Source organism: Mesorhizobium sp. B2-4-15, assembly GCF_006658505.1.
Taxonomy (GTDB): domain Bacteria; phylum Pseudomonadota; class Alphaproteobacteria; order Rhizobiales; family Rhizobiaceae; genus Mesorhizobium.
On record NZ_VFUZ01000042.1, the window covers coordinates 19387 to 36508 of the forward strand.

Annotated in this window: 18 protein-coding genes; 3 read left to right on the plus strand and 15 right to left on the minus strand. The window is 62.7% G+C overall.

Annotation, left to right across the window (positions count from 1 at the left end):
- Nucleotides 1–38: 38 nt before the first annotated feature.
- The 7 genes from FJ930_RS28930 to FJ930_RS28960 form a co-directional block, all read right to left on the minus strand.
- Entirely contained in the window at nt 39–746 is a 708-nt protein-coding gene (locus FJ930_RS28930; RefSeq protein ID WP_141841038.1) for a DUF1045 domain-containing protein, read from the minus strand.
- Between the two features lie 153 nt (nt 747–899).
- On the minus strand, nt 900–1712 hold the full coding sequence (gene iolB, locus FJ930_RS28935; RefSeq protein WP_141841039.1) for a 5-deoxy-glucuronate isomerase: 813 nt from the start codon (nt 1710–1712) through the stop codon (nt 900–902).
- A 5-nt stretch (nt 1713–1717) separates the two neighbouring features.
- Complete coding sequence (locus tag FJ930_RS28940; RefSeq protein ID WP_141841040.1) at nt 1718–1936, minus strand: DUF3329 domain-containing protein; 219 nt, start codon at nt 1934–1936, stop codon at nt 1718–1720.
- A gap of 42 nt (nt 1937–1978) precedes the next feature.
- A complete protein-coding gene (gene iolE / locus FJ930_RS28945; protein ID WP_141841041.1) occupies nt 1979–2896 on the minus strand; it encodes a myo-inosose-2 dehydratase in 918 nt (305 codons plus the stop codon).
- A gap of 172 nt (nt 2897–3068) precedes the next feature.
- A complete protein-coding gene (iolD, locus tag FJ930_RS28950; RefSeq protein WP_141841042.1) occupies nt 3069–4919 on the minus strand; it encodes a 3D-(3,5/4)-trihydroxycyclohexane-1,2-dione acylhydrolase (decyclizing) in 1851 nt (616 codons plus the stop codon).
- 34 nt (nt 4920–4953) lie between these two features.
- A complete protein-coding gene (gene iolC, locus FJ930_RS28955) occupies nt 4954–6888 on the minus strand; it encodes a 5-dehydro-2-deoxygluconokinase (protein WP_141841043.1) in 1935 nt (644 codons plus the stop codon).
- A 223-nt stretch (nt 6889–7111) separates the two neighbouring features.
- Nucleotides 7112–7957: a MurR/RpiR family transcriptional regulator gene (locus FJ930_RS28960; protein WP_181763504.1), complete on the minus strand. Its 846-nt coding sequence runs from the start codon at nt 7955–7957 to the stop codon at nt 7112–7114.
- 155 nt (nt 7958–8112) lie between these two features.
- On the opposite strand from FJ930_RS28960, the gene FJ930_RS28965 reads away from it, so the two are divergent.
- Entirely contained in the window at nt 8113–9222 is a 1110-nt protein-coding gene (locus tag FJ930_RS28965; protein WP_141841045.1) for a Gfo/Idh/MocA family oxidoreductase, read from the plus strand.
- 212 nt (nt 9223–9434) lie between these two features.
- A complete protein-coding gene (locus tag FJ930_RS28970) occupies nt 9435–10178 on the plus strand; it encodes a hypothetical protein (protein ID WP_141841046.1) in 744 nt (247 codons plus the stop codon).
- 92 nt (nt 10179–10270) lie between these two features.
- On the opposite strand, the gene FJ930_RS28975 is transcribed toward FJ930_RS28970, so the two are convergent.
- Nucleotides 10271–10969, minus strand: a complete 699-nt coding sequence (locus FJ930_RS28975) for a YafY family protein (protein ID WP_141841047.1) — start codon at nt 10967–10969, stop codon at nt 10271–10273.
- A gap of 128 nt (nt 10970–11097) precedes the next feature.
- Here FJ930_RS28975 and FJ930_RS28980 point away from each other — a divergent pair, with 128 nt between their 5' ends.
- Nucleotides 11098–11733, plus strand: a complete 636-nt coding sequence (locus FJ930_RS28980) for a LysE family translocator (RefSeq protein ID WP_140748165.1) — start codon at nt 11098–11100, stop codon at nt 11731–11733.
- A 54-nt stretch (nt 11734–11787) separates the two neighbouring features.
- Here the strand turns inward: FJ930_RS28980 and FJ930_RS28985 are convergent, their stop codons facing one another.
- The 7 genes from FJ930_RS28985 to FJ930_RS29015 all read right to left on the minus strand — a co-directional run.
- Nucleotides 11788–12876 (minus strand): 3-deoxy-7-phosphoheptulonate synthase, encoded by a 1089-nt coding sequence (locus tag FJ930_RS28985; protein ID WP_141841048.1) that lies wholly within the window; start codon nt 12874–12876, stop codon nt 11788–11790.
- A gap of 253 nt (nt 12877–13129) precedes the next feature.
- Entirely contained in the window at nt 13130–13552 is a 423-nt protein-coding gene (locus tag FJ930_RS28990; RefSeq protein WP_141841049.1) for a type II toxin-antitoxin system VapC family toxin, read from the minus strand.
- On the minus strand, nt 13549–13827 hold the full coding sequence (locus FJ930_RS28995) for a type II toxin-antitoxin system Phd/YefM family antitoxin (RefSeq protein ID WP_246677089.1): 279 nt from the start codon (nt 13825–13827) through the stop codon (nt 13549–13551). Before FJ930_RS28995 ends, FJ930_RS28990 begins: the two co-directional genes overlap by 4 nt.
- 116 nt (nt 13828–13943) lie before the next feature.
- On the minus strand, nt 13944–14738 hold the full coding sequence (locus FJ930_RS29000) for an SDR family oxidoreductase (protein ID WP_141841050.1): 795 nt from the start codon (nt 14736–14738) through the stop codon (nt 13944–13946).
- A gap of 33 nt (nt 14739–14771) precedes the next feature.
- Nucleotides 14772–15767, minus strand: coding sequence for an inositol 2-dehydrogenase (iolG, locus tag FJ930_RS29005; RefSeq protein WP_141841051.1), 996 nt, complete (start codon nt 15765–15767; stop codon nt 14772–14774).
- A gap of 114 nt (nt 15768–15881) precedes the next feature.
- A complete protein-coding gene (locus FJ930_RS29010; RefSeq protein ID WP_140767453.1) occupies nt 15882–16649 on the minus strand; it encodes an ATP-binding cassette domain-containing protein in 768 nt (255 codons plus the stop codon).
- A gap of 2 nt (nt 16650–16651) precedes the next feature.
- Nucleotides 16652–17122 (minus strand): ABC transporter permease (locus FJ930_RS29015; protein ID WP_141841052.1); only part of this gene is annotated, 471 nt, incomplete at its 5' end.

Genomic DNA, 17122 nt, shown 5'->3' on the forward strand with positions numbered 1-17122 from the left:
TCCTCGGTTATTTCCGGCTGGAGCCATTCCGCAGTCGGTCAGGCGGATTTTCTGGCTGGGCGGTGTCCCAGCGCATGCTGGGAAAGCACCAGGAATGGCGCACCCGGTTCAGGTTCGACAAACAACGTCACCGCGTTCACCAGCACCGGCTGCCGTAGCACATCCGCGAACAGGCTGTCGATTGCCGCGCGCAGACGAGGGCTTTCCTGTGCCCCGGCCCGCCCGGACAGCGTCATGTGGAAGCGGAAGGTCTCGAAGACATAGGGGTAACCCCACTGGCACAGGTTGCGGAACTCTGCCGGCTTCAGCGAATCCGGGCTGCGCCGTTCGATCTCGGCTTCGGTCAGCGGCGCGCGGAACCGGTCGAAATCGCGCACGACGTCATCGGCGAAGCGGTTGAGCGGCGGCAGTGGACCTTCCGGCACCAGCGCGAAAAAGCTGTCGATCTGGCTGACGACGAGACGCGGGATCGTCACCACCGGCGTCGCCTCGGCAAAATGGTCGAGTGCCGCGCGCAGCGAGTTTTCCGTCTCGTTCACCGCCAGGCGGAAGGGGGCTTTCAGCGTCGCGTGGAAGCCATAGCGGCGCGCCGAAGCGGTGTGGAAGGCAACTTCCGCCGCCGACAGGTCGGCCACCGCTTCAACCGGCCTTGTCGCCGCGCCGAACGGGTCGCGGCCCAGCCAGTTGGCGGCGATCCGCGCCAGCGGTTCGTCCTGCCGGGGGGTGAAATAGATGGCATAACGCATGGGAAGTCCTCGTCAGATCCGTTGCCATAGGTGATTTCCATGACGGATTGACGAAGCTTTGAAGGGTTTTTCGAAGGCAAATCGACCCACCGGGTCTTTAGCCGACGATTTTTCCAAGCTGGACCAATAACTTCAGCCGAAAACCCGGAAGGGTCAGGCCTTCATCAACCATTCGTGCTCGGGGGCATTGTGGAATTTCCACGTCCGCTTCGGTCCGGCCATGACGTTGAGATAGTAGAGGTCGTAGCCGTGGCAGGCGGCGCAGGGGTGATAGCCCTTGGGCACCAGCACCACGTCGCCATCCTCGATCGCCATCGCTTCATCCAGCGCGCGATGCCCATTCTTGTCGGCGTCGGTATAGACGCGCTGGAAGGCAAAGCCCTGCGGCGGGTTGAGGCGGTGATAGTAGGTTTCCTCGAGATAGGATTCGGCGGGCAGATTGTCCTGGTCATGCTTGTGCGGCGGATAGCTCGACGTATGGCCACCGGGCGTGATGACCTCGACTACAAGCAAGGAATCGGCCGGCTTACCTTCCGGCAGGATGTTGGAGACGTAGCGCGTGTTGGTGCCTTTGCCGCGCACCTCCTGGCCGAGATCGTCCGGCCCGATCACCCGAACCGGCAAACCGCCGCCCAATCCCGGGGCCGAGCAGACCGCGAGTTCCAGCTCGGTATCGGCCATTACCGACCAGTCCGATCCCTCGGGCACATAGACCGACCACGGCTTGCCCTCGAACGGCGACATCCGTTCGCCAAGCAGGCCAAGCTCCTTGCCATCGGCGGTGGCGGTGCCCTTGCCGGTCACGAACACCAGGCAGACCTCGCGATCGGCCGTTTTGCCCGAGGCGCTTTCGCCGGGCTTCAGCCGATGCAGGTCGAAACCGACATACGTCCAGCCGGCGCTTTTCGGCGTCACATGGGCGACGCGGCCATGGCCCTTGTCGGCTTTCACCAGCAGCTTCGACATCCCGCTCACTCCTTTGGTTCGGGCTCGGCCGTTGCCTTGCTCTCGTCGGCCGGCTTGTAGAGATAGAAGAACTGCCAGACGCCATAGCCGGCAAAACCGAGCGCGATGACACCCCAGAACGGCGTGCCGGTGGCGAACTCGACAATCGACCAGACGACGCAGACCGCGACGACCGCGACGCGCCGCCATAAGGGCCGGAAGAAGGGGTGCTCGGAATCTTTCATCAGGCCAATTTACAGCAACCCGCCTCGCGGGGAACCCTTGCGTCAGGCATTCGGAAAACCTTGCGTTTCGACCGTGTAGCCGGCAACCGTCATCACCCGCATCAATTCCTTGTGTCCGACCTGCGCCATCCTGAGCGGCGGGTTCTTCTTCGGATCCTGCTCGGCCTCGACCACGAACCAGCCCTCATAACCATGGTCGGCGAAGCGCTGCACGATGGCGCCGAAATCCAGCGAGCCGTCGCCGGGCACCGTGAAGGCACCGAGCGCCACGGCGTCGAGGAAGGATTGCTTCGTGCGGTCGAGCTTGTCGATCACGTCCATGCGCACATCCTTCACGTGGACATGGCTGATGCGCTTGTGGTGATTGTCTATGGCGCGCAGCACATCGCCGCCGGCAAAGGCCAGGTGTCCGGCATCGAGCAGCAGCGGAATCCCTTCGCCGGAATGGCGCATGAAGGCATCCAGTTCCGGCTCGGTCTCGACCACCGCCGCCATGTGGTGGTGGTAGGACAGCGGCATGCCCTGTTCGGCACACCATTCGCCGAACTCGGTCAGGCGCCGGCCATAAGCCTTCATCTCGTCACCGGTGAGTTTCGGCTTGGTGGCAAGCGGCTTGGAACGATCGCCCTGGATCGAGCGGCCGACCTCGCCATAGACGATGCAGGGCGCATCGACCGCCTTGAACAGGTCGATCATCGGCTGGATGCGATCCTTGTTCTTGGCCATGTCCTCATCGACCAGCGTGCCCGAGAACCAGCCGCCGCACAGCGTCACGTCGGCCGCCTTCAGGATCGGCAGCATGACGGCGGGATCGTTGGGAAAACGCCGGCCCATTTCCATGCCGGTGAAGCCAGCCGAGCGCGACTGGCGCAGGCACTCCTCCAGCGACACATCATCGCTGAGTTCGGCAAGATCGTCGTTCCACCACGCAATGGGGGACATGCCCAGTTTGGCTTTCAAGTCGTCACTCCAGTTTCAAAACAGCTCATTCTTTGGCCGTCAGTGCCGCCCCTCATCCGCCTGCCGGCACCTTCTCCCCGTATAGGGAACGGGTAGAAGGGGCTGATCGCGACGCTGGCGACCTCTCCCCGTTCTTAGGGGGAGAGGGTAAGGGTGAGGGGCGGCGCCGACATTAGTCACCAACACTCTGCATCTGCCGCTTCTCGTCATAGGCCTTGCGCGCCGCGTTCACCTGCTGCCGCGCGGACACTTCCGGCACCGCTACGTCCCACCAGTGGCCGCCGGCATCGGTCGAGACCAGCGGGTCGGTGTCGATGACCAGCACGGTGGTGCGGTCGTTCCCCCTGGCCTTCCGCAGCGCGTTTTCCAGCTCGGCGATCGACGGCACCTTCTCGGCAATCGCCCCCATGCTCGCCGCATGCGCGGCAAAGTCGACATCGGGCACGATCTCGTGGCGCGAATCCTTCAGCAGATTGTTGAAATTGGCGCCGCCGGTTGCCATCTGCAGCCGGTTGATGCAGCCGAAACCCCTGTTGTCGAGCAGCACGATCGTCAGCTTCAGACCGAGCATCACTGACGTCGCGATCTCGGAATTGAGCATCAGGTAGGAGCCGTCGCCGATCATGACGACGACTTCCTCGCCCGGCTTGGCCATCTTGGCCCCAAGCCCGCCGGCAATCTCGTAGCCCATGGTCGAGAAACCATACTCGGCATGGTAGGAGCCGGGCGTGCCGGCCTGCCAGAGCTTGTGCAGTTCTCCCGGCAGGCCGCCGGCTGCGTGCAGCAAGGTCACGCCGGAGCCCATGGCCCGCTGCACGGCGCCGATCACCTGCGCGTCGGACGGGTAGGCGGCATTGGTCGACGCGGTCACCTTGGCGGCATCGGCCTGCCAGGCCTTCTTGCCCTTGGCCGCATTGTCGGTCCAGGCGGCGGGCGCCTTCCAGCCTTTCAGCGCGGCACCGAGTTCGGCGAGCCCCTCTGCCGCATCGGCGACCAGCGGCAGAGCGCGGTGCTTGCCGGCATCGAAAGGCTGCACGTTGAGCCCGATGATGGTCTTGCCGGAGTTCTTGAACAGCGCCCAAGAGCCCGTGGTGAAATCCTGCAGTCGCGTGCCGATGGCCAGCACCACATCGGCTTCCTCAGCCAGCCGATTGGCGGCCGAAGTGCCGGTGACGCCGACCGCCGCCATGTTGAGCGGATGACCGTCCGGCAGCGAGGACTTGCCGCCTTGCGTCTCGCAGACCGGAATGCCGGCACCCCCGGCGAATTTGGCCAACTCATCCGAGGCCTGCGAATAGAGAACGCCACCACCGGCGATGATCAGCGGCTTCTTGGCGCCCTTGAGTGCCGCGACGGCCGCGGCAAGCTCGCGGCGATCCGGACGCGGCCGACGCTGATGCCAGACCCGCTCGGCAAAAAAGCTCTCGGGATAGTTATAGGCCTCGGCCTGCACGTCCTGGCAGAGCGAAAGCGTCACCGGCCCGCAATCGGCCGGATCGGTCAGCACCTGCATGGCGCGGCTGAGCGCCGGGATGATCTGCTCGGGCCGGGTGATGCGGTCGAAATAGCGCGAGACCGGCCGGAAACAGTCGTTGACGGTCGCGGTGCCGTCGGAAAAGTCCTCGGCCTGCTGCAGCACCGGATCGGGAATGCGGTTGGCGAAAACATCGCCAGGCAGGAACAGAACCGGCAGGCGGTTGACATGGGCGAGTGCGGCCGCCGTCACCATGTTGAGCGCGCCCGGCCCGATCGAAGAGGTCGCGGCCATGAAGCGGCGGCGGAAATTGGCCTTGGCATAAGCGATCGCCGCATGCGCCATCGCCTGTTCGTTGTGGGCGCGAAAAGTCGGCAAGTCGTCGCGCACCTGGTAGAGCGCCTCGCCGATGCCGGCGACATTGCCATGGCCGAAGATCGCCCAGACACCGCCGAAGATCGGCATTTTTTTTCCGTCGATCTCGGCCATCTGGCGGGACAGGAAGCGGGTCAACGCCTGCGCCATCGTCAGGCGGATTGTCTTGCTCATGGTCTTTTCCTCCGCAGTCCTTGTGCCGCGCCTGTTATGCTGCCTTGCGGCCACGCGCGGCAAGCCACGCTTCGGTCAGTTGCTCGAAGCGCGACGCCATGTCGGCGACGGCCTCGTCATCGGACATCCTGCCGGCGAGCCACTCTTCGGCGGCGTGGACGAAGATGGTGCGGCCGACGGCAAAACCCTTGACGATCGGCGCCTTGGCGGTGGCGGCGAAAGCCGCTTCCAACTCGTCCTGCGGCGCCTCGAGCCCAAGCAGCACGATGCCCCGGCACCAGGGATCATGTTTCAGGATGACAGCCTCGATCCTGGCCCAGGCGCCGGCCGACGCCTGCGGCTCGAGCTTCCACCAGTCAGGCTTGATGCCAAGCGCGTAAAGCTCTTCCAGCGCGCGTGGGATTGTGGTGTCGTCGAGCTTGCCGTGCTTGCCGGCGATGATCTCGATGAGCAGTTCCCGGCCCACCTTGCGCGCGGCCTCGAACAGCGCGCGCAGCTTTTGCTGTTGTTCTTCCTTCAAGGCCGCCGGATCGTCGGGATGGTAGAAGCACAGGCATTTGATGCAGTGATCGACAGGCCATTCGGCAAGCTGCGAGCCGATGTCCTGCGAGAACTCGAAGCGCAGCGGTCGTGATCCCGGAAGTTCCACCGGGCGTCCAAGCCAGGCGAAAGGATGGCGGGCGAATTCGAACATCGCCTCGCGGCCATGTTTCTCGTCGATCAGCATGCCGTAGCCATCACGGCCGGCGGCGACCTTTGCCGCCGCCTGGACCGCCAGTACCTTGAAATCGCGGATGCGCGCAGGATCGGCGCCGGCCTTGGCCGCGACATCCTCGAGCTGCACGCGGTGGTCGCAGGCGAGCGCCATCAGCGAAGGGATGTCGCGCCGGCGCGTGGTCGCCCAATGGATGTGGTTGATCGCCTCGTCCTTGCGCAGGGCACGATGCTTGCTGCTATTCTTGAGGAAGAACTGCAGCTCCTCGAAGGTTGGATATTCCGGTGCGCACAGCAGCCGCGAGACGGCGAAGGCGCCGCAGGCATTGGCCCAGGTCGCCGCTGTTGCAAGGCTCTCGCCGCCAAGCCAGCCGCGCAGCAAGCCGGACATGAAGGCGTCGCCGGCGCCCAGCACATTGTAGATCTCGATCGGGAAACCCTTGCCGACGACGCCATCCTCGAGATCGTCGCTGATCGGCCCGTCATAGACGATGCAGCCCATGGCGCCGCGCTTGAGCACGATGGTGGCCGGCGATAGCGAGCGGATCGTCTTCAGCGCGCTCAGGCAGTCGTCGGCGCCCGAGGCGATCATGATCTCTTCCTCGGTGCCGACGATAAGGTCGCAATCGGGAAGCACCGTCTTCAACTGGGCCGAGACCCGGTCCGACTTCACATAACGCTCGAAGCCCTCGGCATGGCCGGCAAGCCCCCACAAATTCGGGCGATAGTCGATGTCGAAGACAACCTTGCCACCCTTGGCCTTCATGATGCGGATCGCCTTGCGCTGGGCGGCGTCGCTGTTGGGGCGCGAAAAATGCGTGCCGGTGACGACGATGGCGCGCGCCGAGGCGATGAAGGCCTCATCGATGTCTTCCGGCGCCAGCGCCATGTCGGCGCAGTCGGTGCGGTAGAAGATCATCGGCGAAACGCCTTCGCTCTCGACCGACAGCAGCACCAGCGCGGTCAGCCGTTCCTTGTCGGTTTTGAGGCCTTCGACGGAAACGCCTTCGCGCTTCAGCTGTTCACGGATGAAGCGGCCCATCTGCTCGTCGCCGACGCGGGTCAGCAGCGCCGAACGCAGGCCGAGCCGCGCTGTGCCGACCGAGATGTTGGCCGGGCAGCCGCCGACCGACTTGGCGAACGAAGTGATGTCTTCCAGCCGCGAGCCGATCTGCTGGCCATAGAGGTCGACGGAAGCACGACCGATGGTGATGACGTCGAGCGGCGCCTGTTTCGCGTCCACGGCTTCGCTCATTGGAACCTCCCGTCAGTCTCGTTGTCATGAACAACATTGCTTGGGTAACACGCGCGAGCGGCAGCGTGGCGCCGGCAATATGAAATAATAATTCCAATCCATAGTCAATATGGAATGAGCATTCCCGTACTGAAAAGTGCGCGGCCATGATCCCGGACCGAAGGCGGGAAGCGATGGGCGGTGTCCGATTTCCGGCCTCGCCCAGGCCTACTCGGGGTCAAATTCAGGTTCTTCGCTTGCGGCTTGCGTCGCGCCGCTTCTCGCCGACGCCGACGGTCAGAGCCATGGCCAGCGCCATCGTTGCCGACAGCGAGCGGAAGCCGGCGAAGTCCGCCTCGGCAATCTCGAACCAGACCCTGGCGAACTGGGCAAGCGGCGAAAACGAGCTGTCGGTGATGGCGACGATCGGCACGCCCTGTTCCGAAATGCTGCGTGCTTCCTCGATGGTGGCCGGTGCATAGGGCGAGAAGCTGATGGCGATGACGGCGTCCGCCGGCGTGGCGAAGCCGACCATTTCGGCGTTCAGGCCGGCGGCGGATTCGATCAGCTGGTTGCGGATCTTCAGCTTGCCCAGCGCGTAGGCGATGTAGGTCGCCACCGGGTAGGAGCGCCGCTTGGCCAGTACATAGATGGTCTGCGCCTTCGCCAGCAGGGAAATAGCGTCTTCCAGATGCGCGTCGTCCAGCGTGCGCGAAATGTCGTTGAGCGAGGTGCTCGCGGCGGCGACGAATCCGTCGAAGATCGCCCGGTGGCCGGCGCCGGTATCAGCCTTGGCACGCAGCGCCTGCAACCGCTCGTCATAGGAAGAATTGCGCTCGCGCAGCCGCTCGCGAAACACCTGCTGCAGGCTGGTGAAGCCATCGAAGCCAAGCTGCTGGGCAAAGCGGATCAGGGTCGAAGGCTGCACGCCGGCCGAAGCGGCGATGCTGGCGGCGGTGCCGAAGGCGATGTCGTCCGGATTGTCGAGCGCATAGGCGGCGATCTGGGCGATGCGCTTGGGCAGGCTCTCGCGCCGGTCCAGGATAGTGGCGCGTAGCGTCTCGAAGTCGCGAGGTACCAGTTCGTCCATCGTCGGCCCGTTCAAGCTCATCCGTGAAGCGTCCTCTCTGCCTCATCATAGCGAGCTTGCGCAAGAACGCCATAAAAAATGAGGCAGACATTCCATTCCCGAAGAAAATGGATTAATTCATCCAATCGGCGCTTCTGGCAATGGAGAAATCGCGGATGGTCGGCGTAGGTCTTATCGGCACGGGCTTCATGGGCAAATGCCATGCCATCGCGTGGAGCGCTGTCGGCGCCGTCTTTCCCGACGTGGCCAAGCCGCGGCTGGTCCATCTCGGTGAGGTCAACGAGGATCTCGCCAGGTGCAAGGCCGACGAGTTCGGCTTCGCCAAGGCGTCCGGCGACTGGCGCGCCGTGGTCAACGACCCGGAGGTCGATATCGTCTCGCTGACCACGCCCAACCAGTTCCATCCGGAAATGGCCATCGCCATCCTCGAAGCCGGCAAGCATCTGTGGTGCGAAAAACCGATGGCGCCGAGCTTTGCCGAAGCCGAGGCGATGGCGGCCGCGGCGAAGAAGTCGGGCAAGGTCGCCGCCCTTGGCTACAACTACATCCAGAGCCCGGCCATCCGCCACATCGGCGCGCTGCTCGACGAGAAGACCATCGGCGAGGTCAACCATCTGCGCATCGAGATGGACGAGGATTTCATGGCCGATCCCGAGGCGCTGTTCTTCTGGAAGCACGAGGCCGCTTCAGGCTATGGCGCGCTCGACGATTTCGCCGTGCATCCGCTGTCGCTGGTCTCTGTGCTGTTCGGACGCGTCGCCAGCGTCATCTGCGACATGGCCAAGCCCTATGCCGACCGCAAGCTGGCTGCCGGCGGGCGCCGCGCGGTTGAAACCTACGACATCGCCAGCGTGCTGATGCATCTGGAAAACGGCATTGCCGGCACGCTCCAGGTCAACCGCTCGGCCTGGGGCCGCAAGGGCCGCATCGCCGTCCAGATTTTTGGCTCCAAGGGCTCGATACTCTTCGACCAGGAACGGATGAACGAATTCCAGCTTTACCTCACATCGGACCGCCCGACCGAACAGGGTTATCGCACCATCCTGGTGGCGCCGCACCATAAGCCGTACGACGCCTTTGTGCCGGCGCCCGGTCATGGCCTGGGCTTCAACGATCTCAAGATCATCGAGTGCCGCGAATTGCTGACGCGGCTCGCCGGCAGGCCGGCGCGGCTCATCGAATTCGCGCAAGGGCTGGAGATCGAGCGCACCGTGCACGCAATGGCGCGCTCCTTCGAGGAAAAGCGCTGGGTCGATGTGCGGTAGCGTTGCGTCGCGAGGGTATGTTGGCCCTAAGCTAGCAATTCCAACCTAGTGGCTGAGGAAGCTACGGATCGCATGGCGCTGTTCGTGCTAAACAAGTAGCGATCTGAATGTTTTTACGTGATAAATAAGCAGTAATTGGCCCCGCAACGTGGCACTTGAAGGCGTGATCTGTTTGTCGCGGTAGAAGTAAGCGATCCGGAGGAGTAAATAGGATGCGCAAGCGAGGATCAAAAGATTACTGGGGATCGCTTGTATGCGTTAGTAATATTTGTTTATTATTGGCCACGTCTGGTTCTAACGCCCAGACATTAGGCCGTGACGATAAAATCACGGCGTCTAATTTCTTGTCGGAATTGGATCCGAGCATGAATATGTTAACATGGCCATCCTATACCCGAATATACGAAATATTGGGCGGAGACTCTGATATAATAAGCTCTGTCGACAGCTACAAGTATAAATATAAAGCGATGTTTAATATGGAGAAGGCGGCAGGCGCCGCTCAAATTTCGATCATATCGGTTTCGCCGGGTATTAACGAAAAAGATATGATTGCATTGCTGCAAAGTTCAAAATTATTGCAAGGATATAAGCCATTTGCTTATAGGGCTCGTCTCGGCAGCGATGGGTGCACTGCATATAAGTTTACCAGCAGAGAGACGTGGATCTCAGTCGGGTTGCTTTTTGTCGACAAAACAAAATTTAAGGCGGGTGACAAAGCGCAAACAGATTCCTGTATACATAGAGCTCTTGATTATATAAACGGATTTCCAAGTAGAAACAAATATTTTAAATATATGTCATTGCCAGGAGATCTTATTAGGAAGGCTATACTAGGCGCTATATATCGCTGCGCGGCTGATGGCGACAATGCATCGCGGCGAGAAGAGACGACAAGGGACAGTATAACCCCGCTGCCATCGTTGCGATGCGTCAAAACGAAGATTGGTGGTTAGCACACTCCGAAGTTTTGATTGTACGTATCTAAAATCGCAACGTCGAGAGGATGTCCATTAGGTTCGATCATCCTCAACGTGCTGGCGATCTGTCAGCTACCAGCGGCGGCATTCATCTCCCACCCATTCACCCAGACCTGCCGCAGGCGGTCGCCTTCGCCCTTGAACATCAGCCCGGTCGGCCGGCAATCCTCGATGCGGTCGCTGCGGAAATTGCGGATCGCCTGGCGCAACTCGCACCAGGCGACGATGTTGGCGGTTTCGGCGTAGTAGATGAGGGCGATCGGGCGGATGAGGCGTTCGGAGGCGCGGCCAAGCTCGTCGCGATAGGAAAGATCGAGCTTTTCCTCGTCGCGGATGGCGCGGCGCACCAGCGCCAGGTCGACCGTGCCGGCCGAAGGCGCGGCGAAACCCCACGCATGCAGCGCATTGGCATCGAACGTCTGGCGTAGCGGTGGCGGCACCGCGCCGGCAATCTTGCTGCTGACGCGCTTGGCCGCCTGCTTGAGCTCGTCGTCCCCGGTGCGTTCCAGCAGCGCCAGCGACAGGACGATTGCCTCCATCTCCTCGATCGAGAACATCAGTGGCGGCAGGTCGAAGCCGGGGCGCAATATGTAGCCGATGCCACGTCCGCCTTCGATCGGTACCCGCATCGCCTGCAACGCGGCGATGTCGCGATAGATCGAGCGGATCGTCACCTCCAGGCGCTCGGCGATCATTGCCGCGGTCACCGGCTGTCTTGCCAGCCGCAGGATCTGGATGATCTCGAACAGACGCGACGCCTTGCGCATTTTTTCACCCGGTTCCCGTTCGCTACTGACACACCATCGTCAGTTGGGCTGACCTATAGGACTGCCTGTCGATTTGAAAATCAACGGCTTCCGCAATGGATTGCTCGGAAGGCTCACAGGCAACTGACATGGATTACGCGCTCAATCTCTGGCTTTTCTTCCTGCTCCTGCTCGGCATCATCATCGTGCCTGGCATGGACATGCTGTTCGTGCTGGCCAATGCCCTCACCGGCGGTATCAACCGCGGGCTGGCGGCTACCGGCGGCATCATGCTCGGCGGCATGGTCCATACGCTGAACGGCGCGCTCGGCGTCGGCCTGCTCATGCATTTCGTGCCGATCCTGTTCACGCCATTGCTGATCGCCGGTGCCGCCTACATGGCCTTTATCGGCATCACGCTGATGCGCAGCTCCATCACGGTCGACAATCGCGGGCCAACCGGCAGCCGCTCGGCATGGAAGGCCTTCCGCCAGGGCGCCGTAACCTGCCTGATCAATCCAAAAGCCTATCTCTTTGTCCTGGCCGTCTATCCGCAGTTCCTCAAGCCGGACTACGGTCCGATCTGGGCGCAAGCGACCATCATGGGGCTGCTGACGGTCCTCGCGCAGTTCGCCATCTATGGCGGGCTCGCGATTACCGCCGGCCGCAGCCGGGACCTGCTGGTCGCCAATCCGCGTGCCACGGCTTTTGCCGGCCGCGCCGCCGGCCTGCTGCTGTTTGCTGTCGCGCTGTTCACCGCGTGGGAAGGTTTGCGGGCGGCGTGAGACCGGTCCGAATCCGGAGACCGCCGCCCTTCCATACAGACATGGCCTGCCAGATCAGGCGGCTCCTTGCCTCTCCATCATCTCGCGCCGTGCCGATCGGCGCCACTCGACGGCGCCGGCAAGGCCGTGCAGCACGGTCTCGGTGGTCGCCCAGTCGATGCAGCCATCGGTGATGCTCTGGCCGTAGACGAGCGGCTTGCCAGGCACGACGTCCTGCCGGCCGGCGGCGAGATTGCTCTCGATCATGACGCCGATGATGCGCTCGTCGCCTGCCGCCACCTGGGCCGCCACGTCAGCCGCCACCTTGGGCTGGTTCTCGGGCTTCTTGGCTGAGTTGGCATGGCTGACATCGATCATCAGCCGGGCGGCGATGCCGATGCGGCCGAGTTCCGTGGCTGCCGCCTCGACGCTCGCCGCGTCATGGTTGGGCTGAACGCCGCCACGCAGGATGACATGGCAGTCCTCATTGCCGGTGGTCGCCGCTATGGCGCTGCGCCCACCCTTGGTCACCGCCATGAAATGATGCGGCTGCGCGGCCGATTTCACCGCCTCGCCGGCGATCCGCAGATTACCGTCGGTGCCGTTCTTGAAACCGACCGGGCAGGAGAGGCCAGATGCGAGCTCGCGATGGATCTGGCTCTCGGTCGTGCGCGCGCCGATCGCGCCCCAGGCGACGAGGTCGGCAATGTATTGCGGTATGGTCATGTCGAGGAATTCGGTCGCCGCCGGCAGGCCGAGATTGTTGACGGCCGACAGCACGTTGCGCGCCATGCGCAACCCTTTTTCGATGTTGAAGCTGCCGTCGAGGTCGGGATCGTTGATCAGGCCCTTCCAGCCGACGGTCGTGCGCGGCTTTTCGAAATAGACCCGCATGACGATCTCGAGCCGATCGGACAGGGTCTCGCGCAGCGCCGCCAGACGGCTGGCATAGTCCACGGCGGCGACCGGATCGTGGATGGAACAGGGGCCGACGATGACAACAAGTCGATCGTCGGCCCCTGTGAGGATGGAATGGATGGCATCGCGCGAGGTGGCGACGGTACGCGTCGCCGTCAGCGTGCGCGGTATCTCGCGCATCACCTCGTCCGGCGTGCTCAGTGTCCTGATTTCGGTGACCCGAAGGTCGTCTGTGGTGGTCAACACGGCTTTCTGCTCCTGGTTGGGAGACCTGCCAGCTGAAACAAAAAAGCCGCCAGGTCTGGCGGCTGTTCGGATTTTGATGCTGCAATCTTCAGATCGAGCGCAATCCTCCCGCCGCCAGCGAGCTGCTAAAGTACCAATAGGTGGCGGTCAGGTTGATCATGCGGCTCATATAGTCGAAGCTGAAACGTTTGTCACGAGGCTGATGCGACTACGAGGAGAGATGGGCGCTTCGAGGCCCGCATAAGCACCCGATTCATGCAGTCCAGGGGTCGAGGAGTTCAAGTCCAAGACCTTCGAAATCCCTGGTATTGCGTGTCGCCAAGGTGAGCTGCCGCGCAATCGCGGTGGCTGCGATCAATCCGTCCATCGATGACAGACCGCGACCCCGGCGCTTGGCAAAGCCCATCAGATCGCCCCACGCCAATGCTACCGGTTCATCCACCGGAAGAACCCTCTGCTCGAAGCGCTGCGGCAGGTCCAGAGCGAGCCATTCAGCCAGCGCCTCGCGTTTGCGGCCCTCATCCATAAGAGCAACGCCGCGCCGGATCTCGGCGATCGAAACGACACTGATGAAGGTCCGGTCCTCATCGAGCCCGTCCAGCCACTCCAGAACGCGCACGTCCGGCGACGGCCTCGTCGCCTCGGACAGGACATTCGTGTCGAGCAGCAGCTTCACAGCGGCAGATCACGCGGTTCGTCGCGTTGACGCTCAAGGTCGAGATCGGCGCCGCGCAGTGGCGAGTCCAGCAGGAACTCCGCAAGCGTACCCTTACGAACAGTTTTCCGCCGCCATTCCTCGGCCGAAACGACAACCACGCTTGGTTTGCCGTTTCTCGTGATGGTCTGCGGCGAAGATTGCGCGCGCTCGATGACCTCCGATAGCCGGGCTTTTGCCCCAGCGACCGTCCAGCTCGTGCCTTTCTTGGGTTCTGGCAGCATTTTCAATCCCATGACTAGTCTGACCATCTTGACTATATGGGAATGCCGATGCTCCGGCAACAGGGCTTTAAAGCGCAGCCGTGATGGTGCGGACACACGGCCGAGCTCTGCGGGACGTAGTGTTGCCGTTAATCCCCAACCACGCCGGCAATGTTCTGGTCGTAGTCGACCAGTGACCCGGTCATGACACCGGCCTGCGGGCTGATCATGTAGGTGATCAGCCGGGCGAGCTGTGCCGGCTTCACCAACTGGCCCATCGGCTGCGCGGCCTCGGCCTTCTCCAGCCAGTCGTCCGGCGCGTCGTGCCATTTCTTCTGCACGATCGCCTCGCCCTCGGTGTCCATCCAGCCGGGCAGCACGGCGTTGCAGCGGATGCGGTTCTTCCGATAGGAGCTGGCGACATTCTTGGTCAGCGTCATCAGTGCGCCCTTGCTGGTCGAATAGGGCGTCAGGAAGGACTGGCCGGCATGCGCCGACATCGACAAAACGTTGACGATCGAGCCCGGCGCCTTGCGTTCCAGCAGATGTGCGACCACCCCCTGCATCAGGAAGAACGGTCCTCGCACATTGGTGTCGAAAATCTGGTCGAAAAGCTCTTCCGAGGTTTCGACCAACGATCCGCGCGCCGATGTGGCGGCGGCGTTGACCAGCGCGTTGATCGTGCCGAAATGCGAAATCGCGGTCGCCACCGCGCGCTTGCAGTCCGCCACATCAGCAACGTCGGCGCTGATAAAGATCGCGTCGACGCCGGATTTCTTGAGGCTGGCGACGGCCTTGTCCCCCTTCGCTTGCGAGCGGCCGATGAGCGCCAGAGCCCGGCAGCCCTCATCGGCAAGCGCCTCCGCGACAGCGAAGCCAATGCCTTGCGCGCCGCCGGTGACGATGGCGCGTGTATCATGATTGCGATCGGCGGATGCGCTCATCGCTCTGCTCCTGTTTTCTTGGGTCGAATTCCGTTACTTGTCGAGACGGACGGTCTTGCCTGACGTCGCCGATTTCAGCGCCGCATCGGCGAGCTTCAAGGCCACAAGCCCGTCGGCCCCGCTCGGCGCCGCCTTCTTGCCTGACGTCGCCGCGGCGATGAAGGCCGCGATCTCGAGGGCATAGGCGTCGAGATAGCGCGTCATGAAGAAGTCGTGCAGCGGCGGGCGGGTATAGCCCTTCTCATTGGCCAGTTCGATCGACACCGGCCGCTGGTTCTCGGCTGCGACCATGCCCTTCGAACCATGCACCTCGATGCGCTGGTCGTAGCCGTAGGTGGCGCGGCGTGAATTGGAGATGACGGCCTGCTTGCCTGACGCCGTCTCGAGGATGACGCTGACCGAGTCGAAATCGCCGGCCTCGCCGATTTTCTTGTCCACGAGCACCGAGGCGTGGGCGCTGACCGCGACAGGTTCCTCGCCGAGCAGGAAGCGCGCCATGTCGAAATCGTGGATGGTCATATCGCGAAAAATGCCACCCGAGCGCTTGATGTAATCGATGGGCGGCGCGCCGGGATCGCGCGAGGTGATGGTGACCATCTCGACGGTGCCGATGGCGCCGTCGTCGATCGCCTTGCGCACGGCGGCGAAATGCGGGTCGAAGCGCCTGTTGAAGCCGACCATCAGCGTCGCCTTGGACTTGTCGACCACGGCCAGGCATTTCTCCACCCGCTTGACGTCGAGGTCGATCGGCTTCTCGCAGAAGATCGCCTTGCCAGCCTTGGCGAAGCGCTCGATCAGGTCGGCATGGGTGTCGGTCGGCGTGCAGATGACGACGGCGTCGATATCCCCGGATTTCTCGATGGCATCGATGGTGCGCACCTCCGCCCCATAGGCGGTCGCCAATTCCGTCGCCGCCTTCTCGAAGGCATCGGCGACCGCAACCAGTTTGGCCTGCGGATTGGAGCCGACCGCGCGGGCGTGGACCTTGCCGATGCGGCCGGCACCGAGGAGGGCGAAGCGGAGAGTCATGGATATTTCCTCTGGGGATGGTTCGAAGCTGGCGTCGCCAGCCATGGGCGCAGGGTGATTTTGTGGTCCAGATATATCGACAGGGAGGCGATGACCGCCGCCTCCGCGCCCGGCCTAGGCCGCGAGTTCGGCTTCCCCGGTCTTGGCGCCGGTGATGTAGGAGACGATATCCTGGCCGTCCGTATTCTCCTTGCGCAGATTGGCCACGATGCGGCCGCGCCGGAACACGACGATGCGGTCGCAAAGGTCGAACACCTGGCGCATATTGTGGCTGATCAGGATCAGCGGCTCGCCATTGTCCTTCAGCGTCCGGATGATGTTTTCGACCTGCGCCGTCTCCTGCACGCCAAGGGCCGCCGTCGGCTCGTCCATGATGATCAGCTTGGAAGCGAAGGTCGCTGTCCTGGCGATTGCCACGCACTGGCGCTGGCCGCCCGACATGTGGCGGATGGTGTTGGAGAGGTTGGGGATTTTCACCGCGGTGCGAACCAGGGCCGCCTCGGTCGCCTTGCGCATATATTTGCGATCGAGGATCGAGAATGGCCCGAGGTTGAACAGCACCTTCTCGCGGCCGAGGAACAGGTTCGACGGCACGTCGAGGTCGTCGGCCAGCGCCAGGTTCTGGAATACGGTCTCGATGCCCGCCTCGCGTGCCGCGATGGGACCCGTGAAATTCACTTCCTTGCCGTCGAACCAGATCTTGCCGCTGGTGCGCTGTTCGACCGCCGTGATCTGGCGCACGAAGGTCGACTTGCCGGCGCCATTGTCGCCCATGATGGCGACATGCTCACCCTTGCGCAGTTCGAAGTTCGCGCCTTCCAGCGCATGCACGCCGCCATAGCGCTTGGTCAGGTTTTCGGTTTTCAGGACGATGTCTGACATGGTCAAGCCCTCAATGCCCGCATGCGCTGGCGCCACTGGTCGAGAACGACCGCGCCGACGATGATCACGCCCTTGACCATCTCCTGGTAGTAGGCGTCGAGGCGCAGGAAGGTGAAGCCGGAGATGATGACGCCGAAGATCAGCGATCCGATCACCGTGCCGACGATGGAACCGCGCCCGCCCGACAGCGAAACGCCGCCGATGACCGCCATGGCGATGGCGTCGAGTTCATACATCACGCCCATGCCGGACTGGGCGGTGAGGTTCTTGGAGCAGAGCACCACGGCGGCGAGCGAGGCCAGGATGCCGGCGATGACATAGACGAGAATCTTGTGGTTGGCGATCTTGATGCCGGACATGCGCGCGGCGTCCTCGTTGGAGCCGATGGCGTAACAATGCTTGCCGTATCTCGTGTAGGTCAAGATGAGCTGGAACAGGATCGCCAGCGAGATAAAGATGATGACCGGCATCAA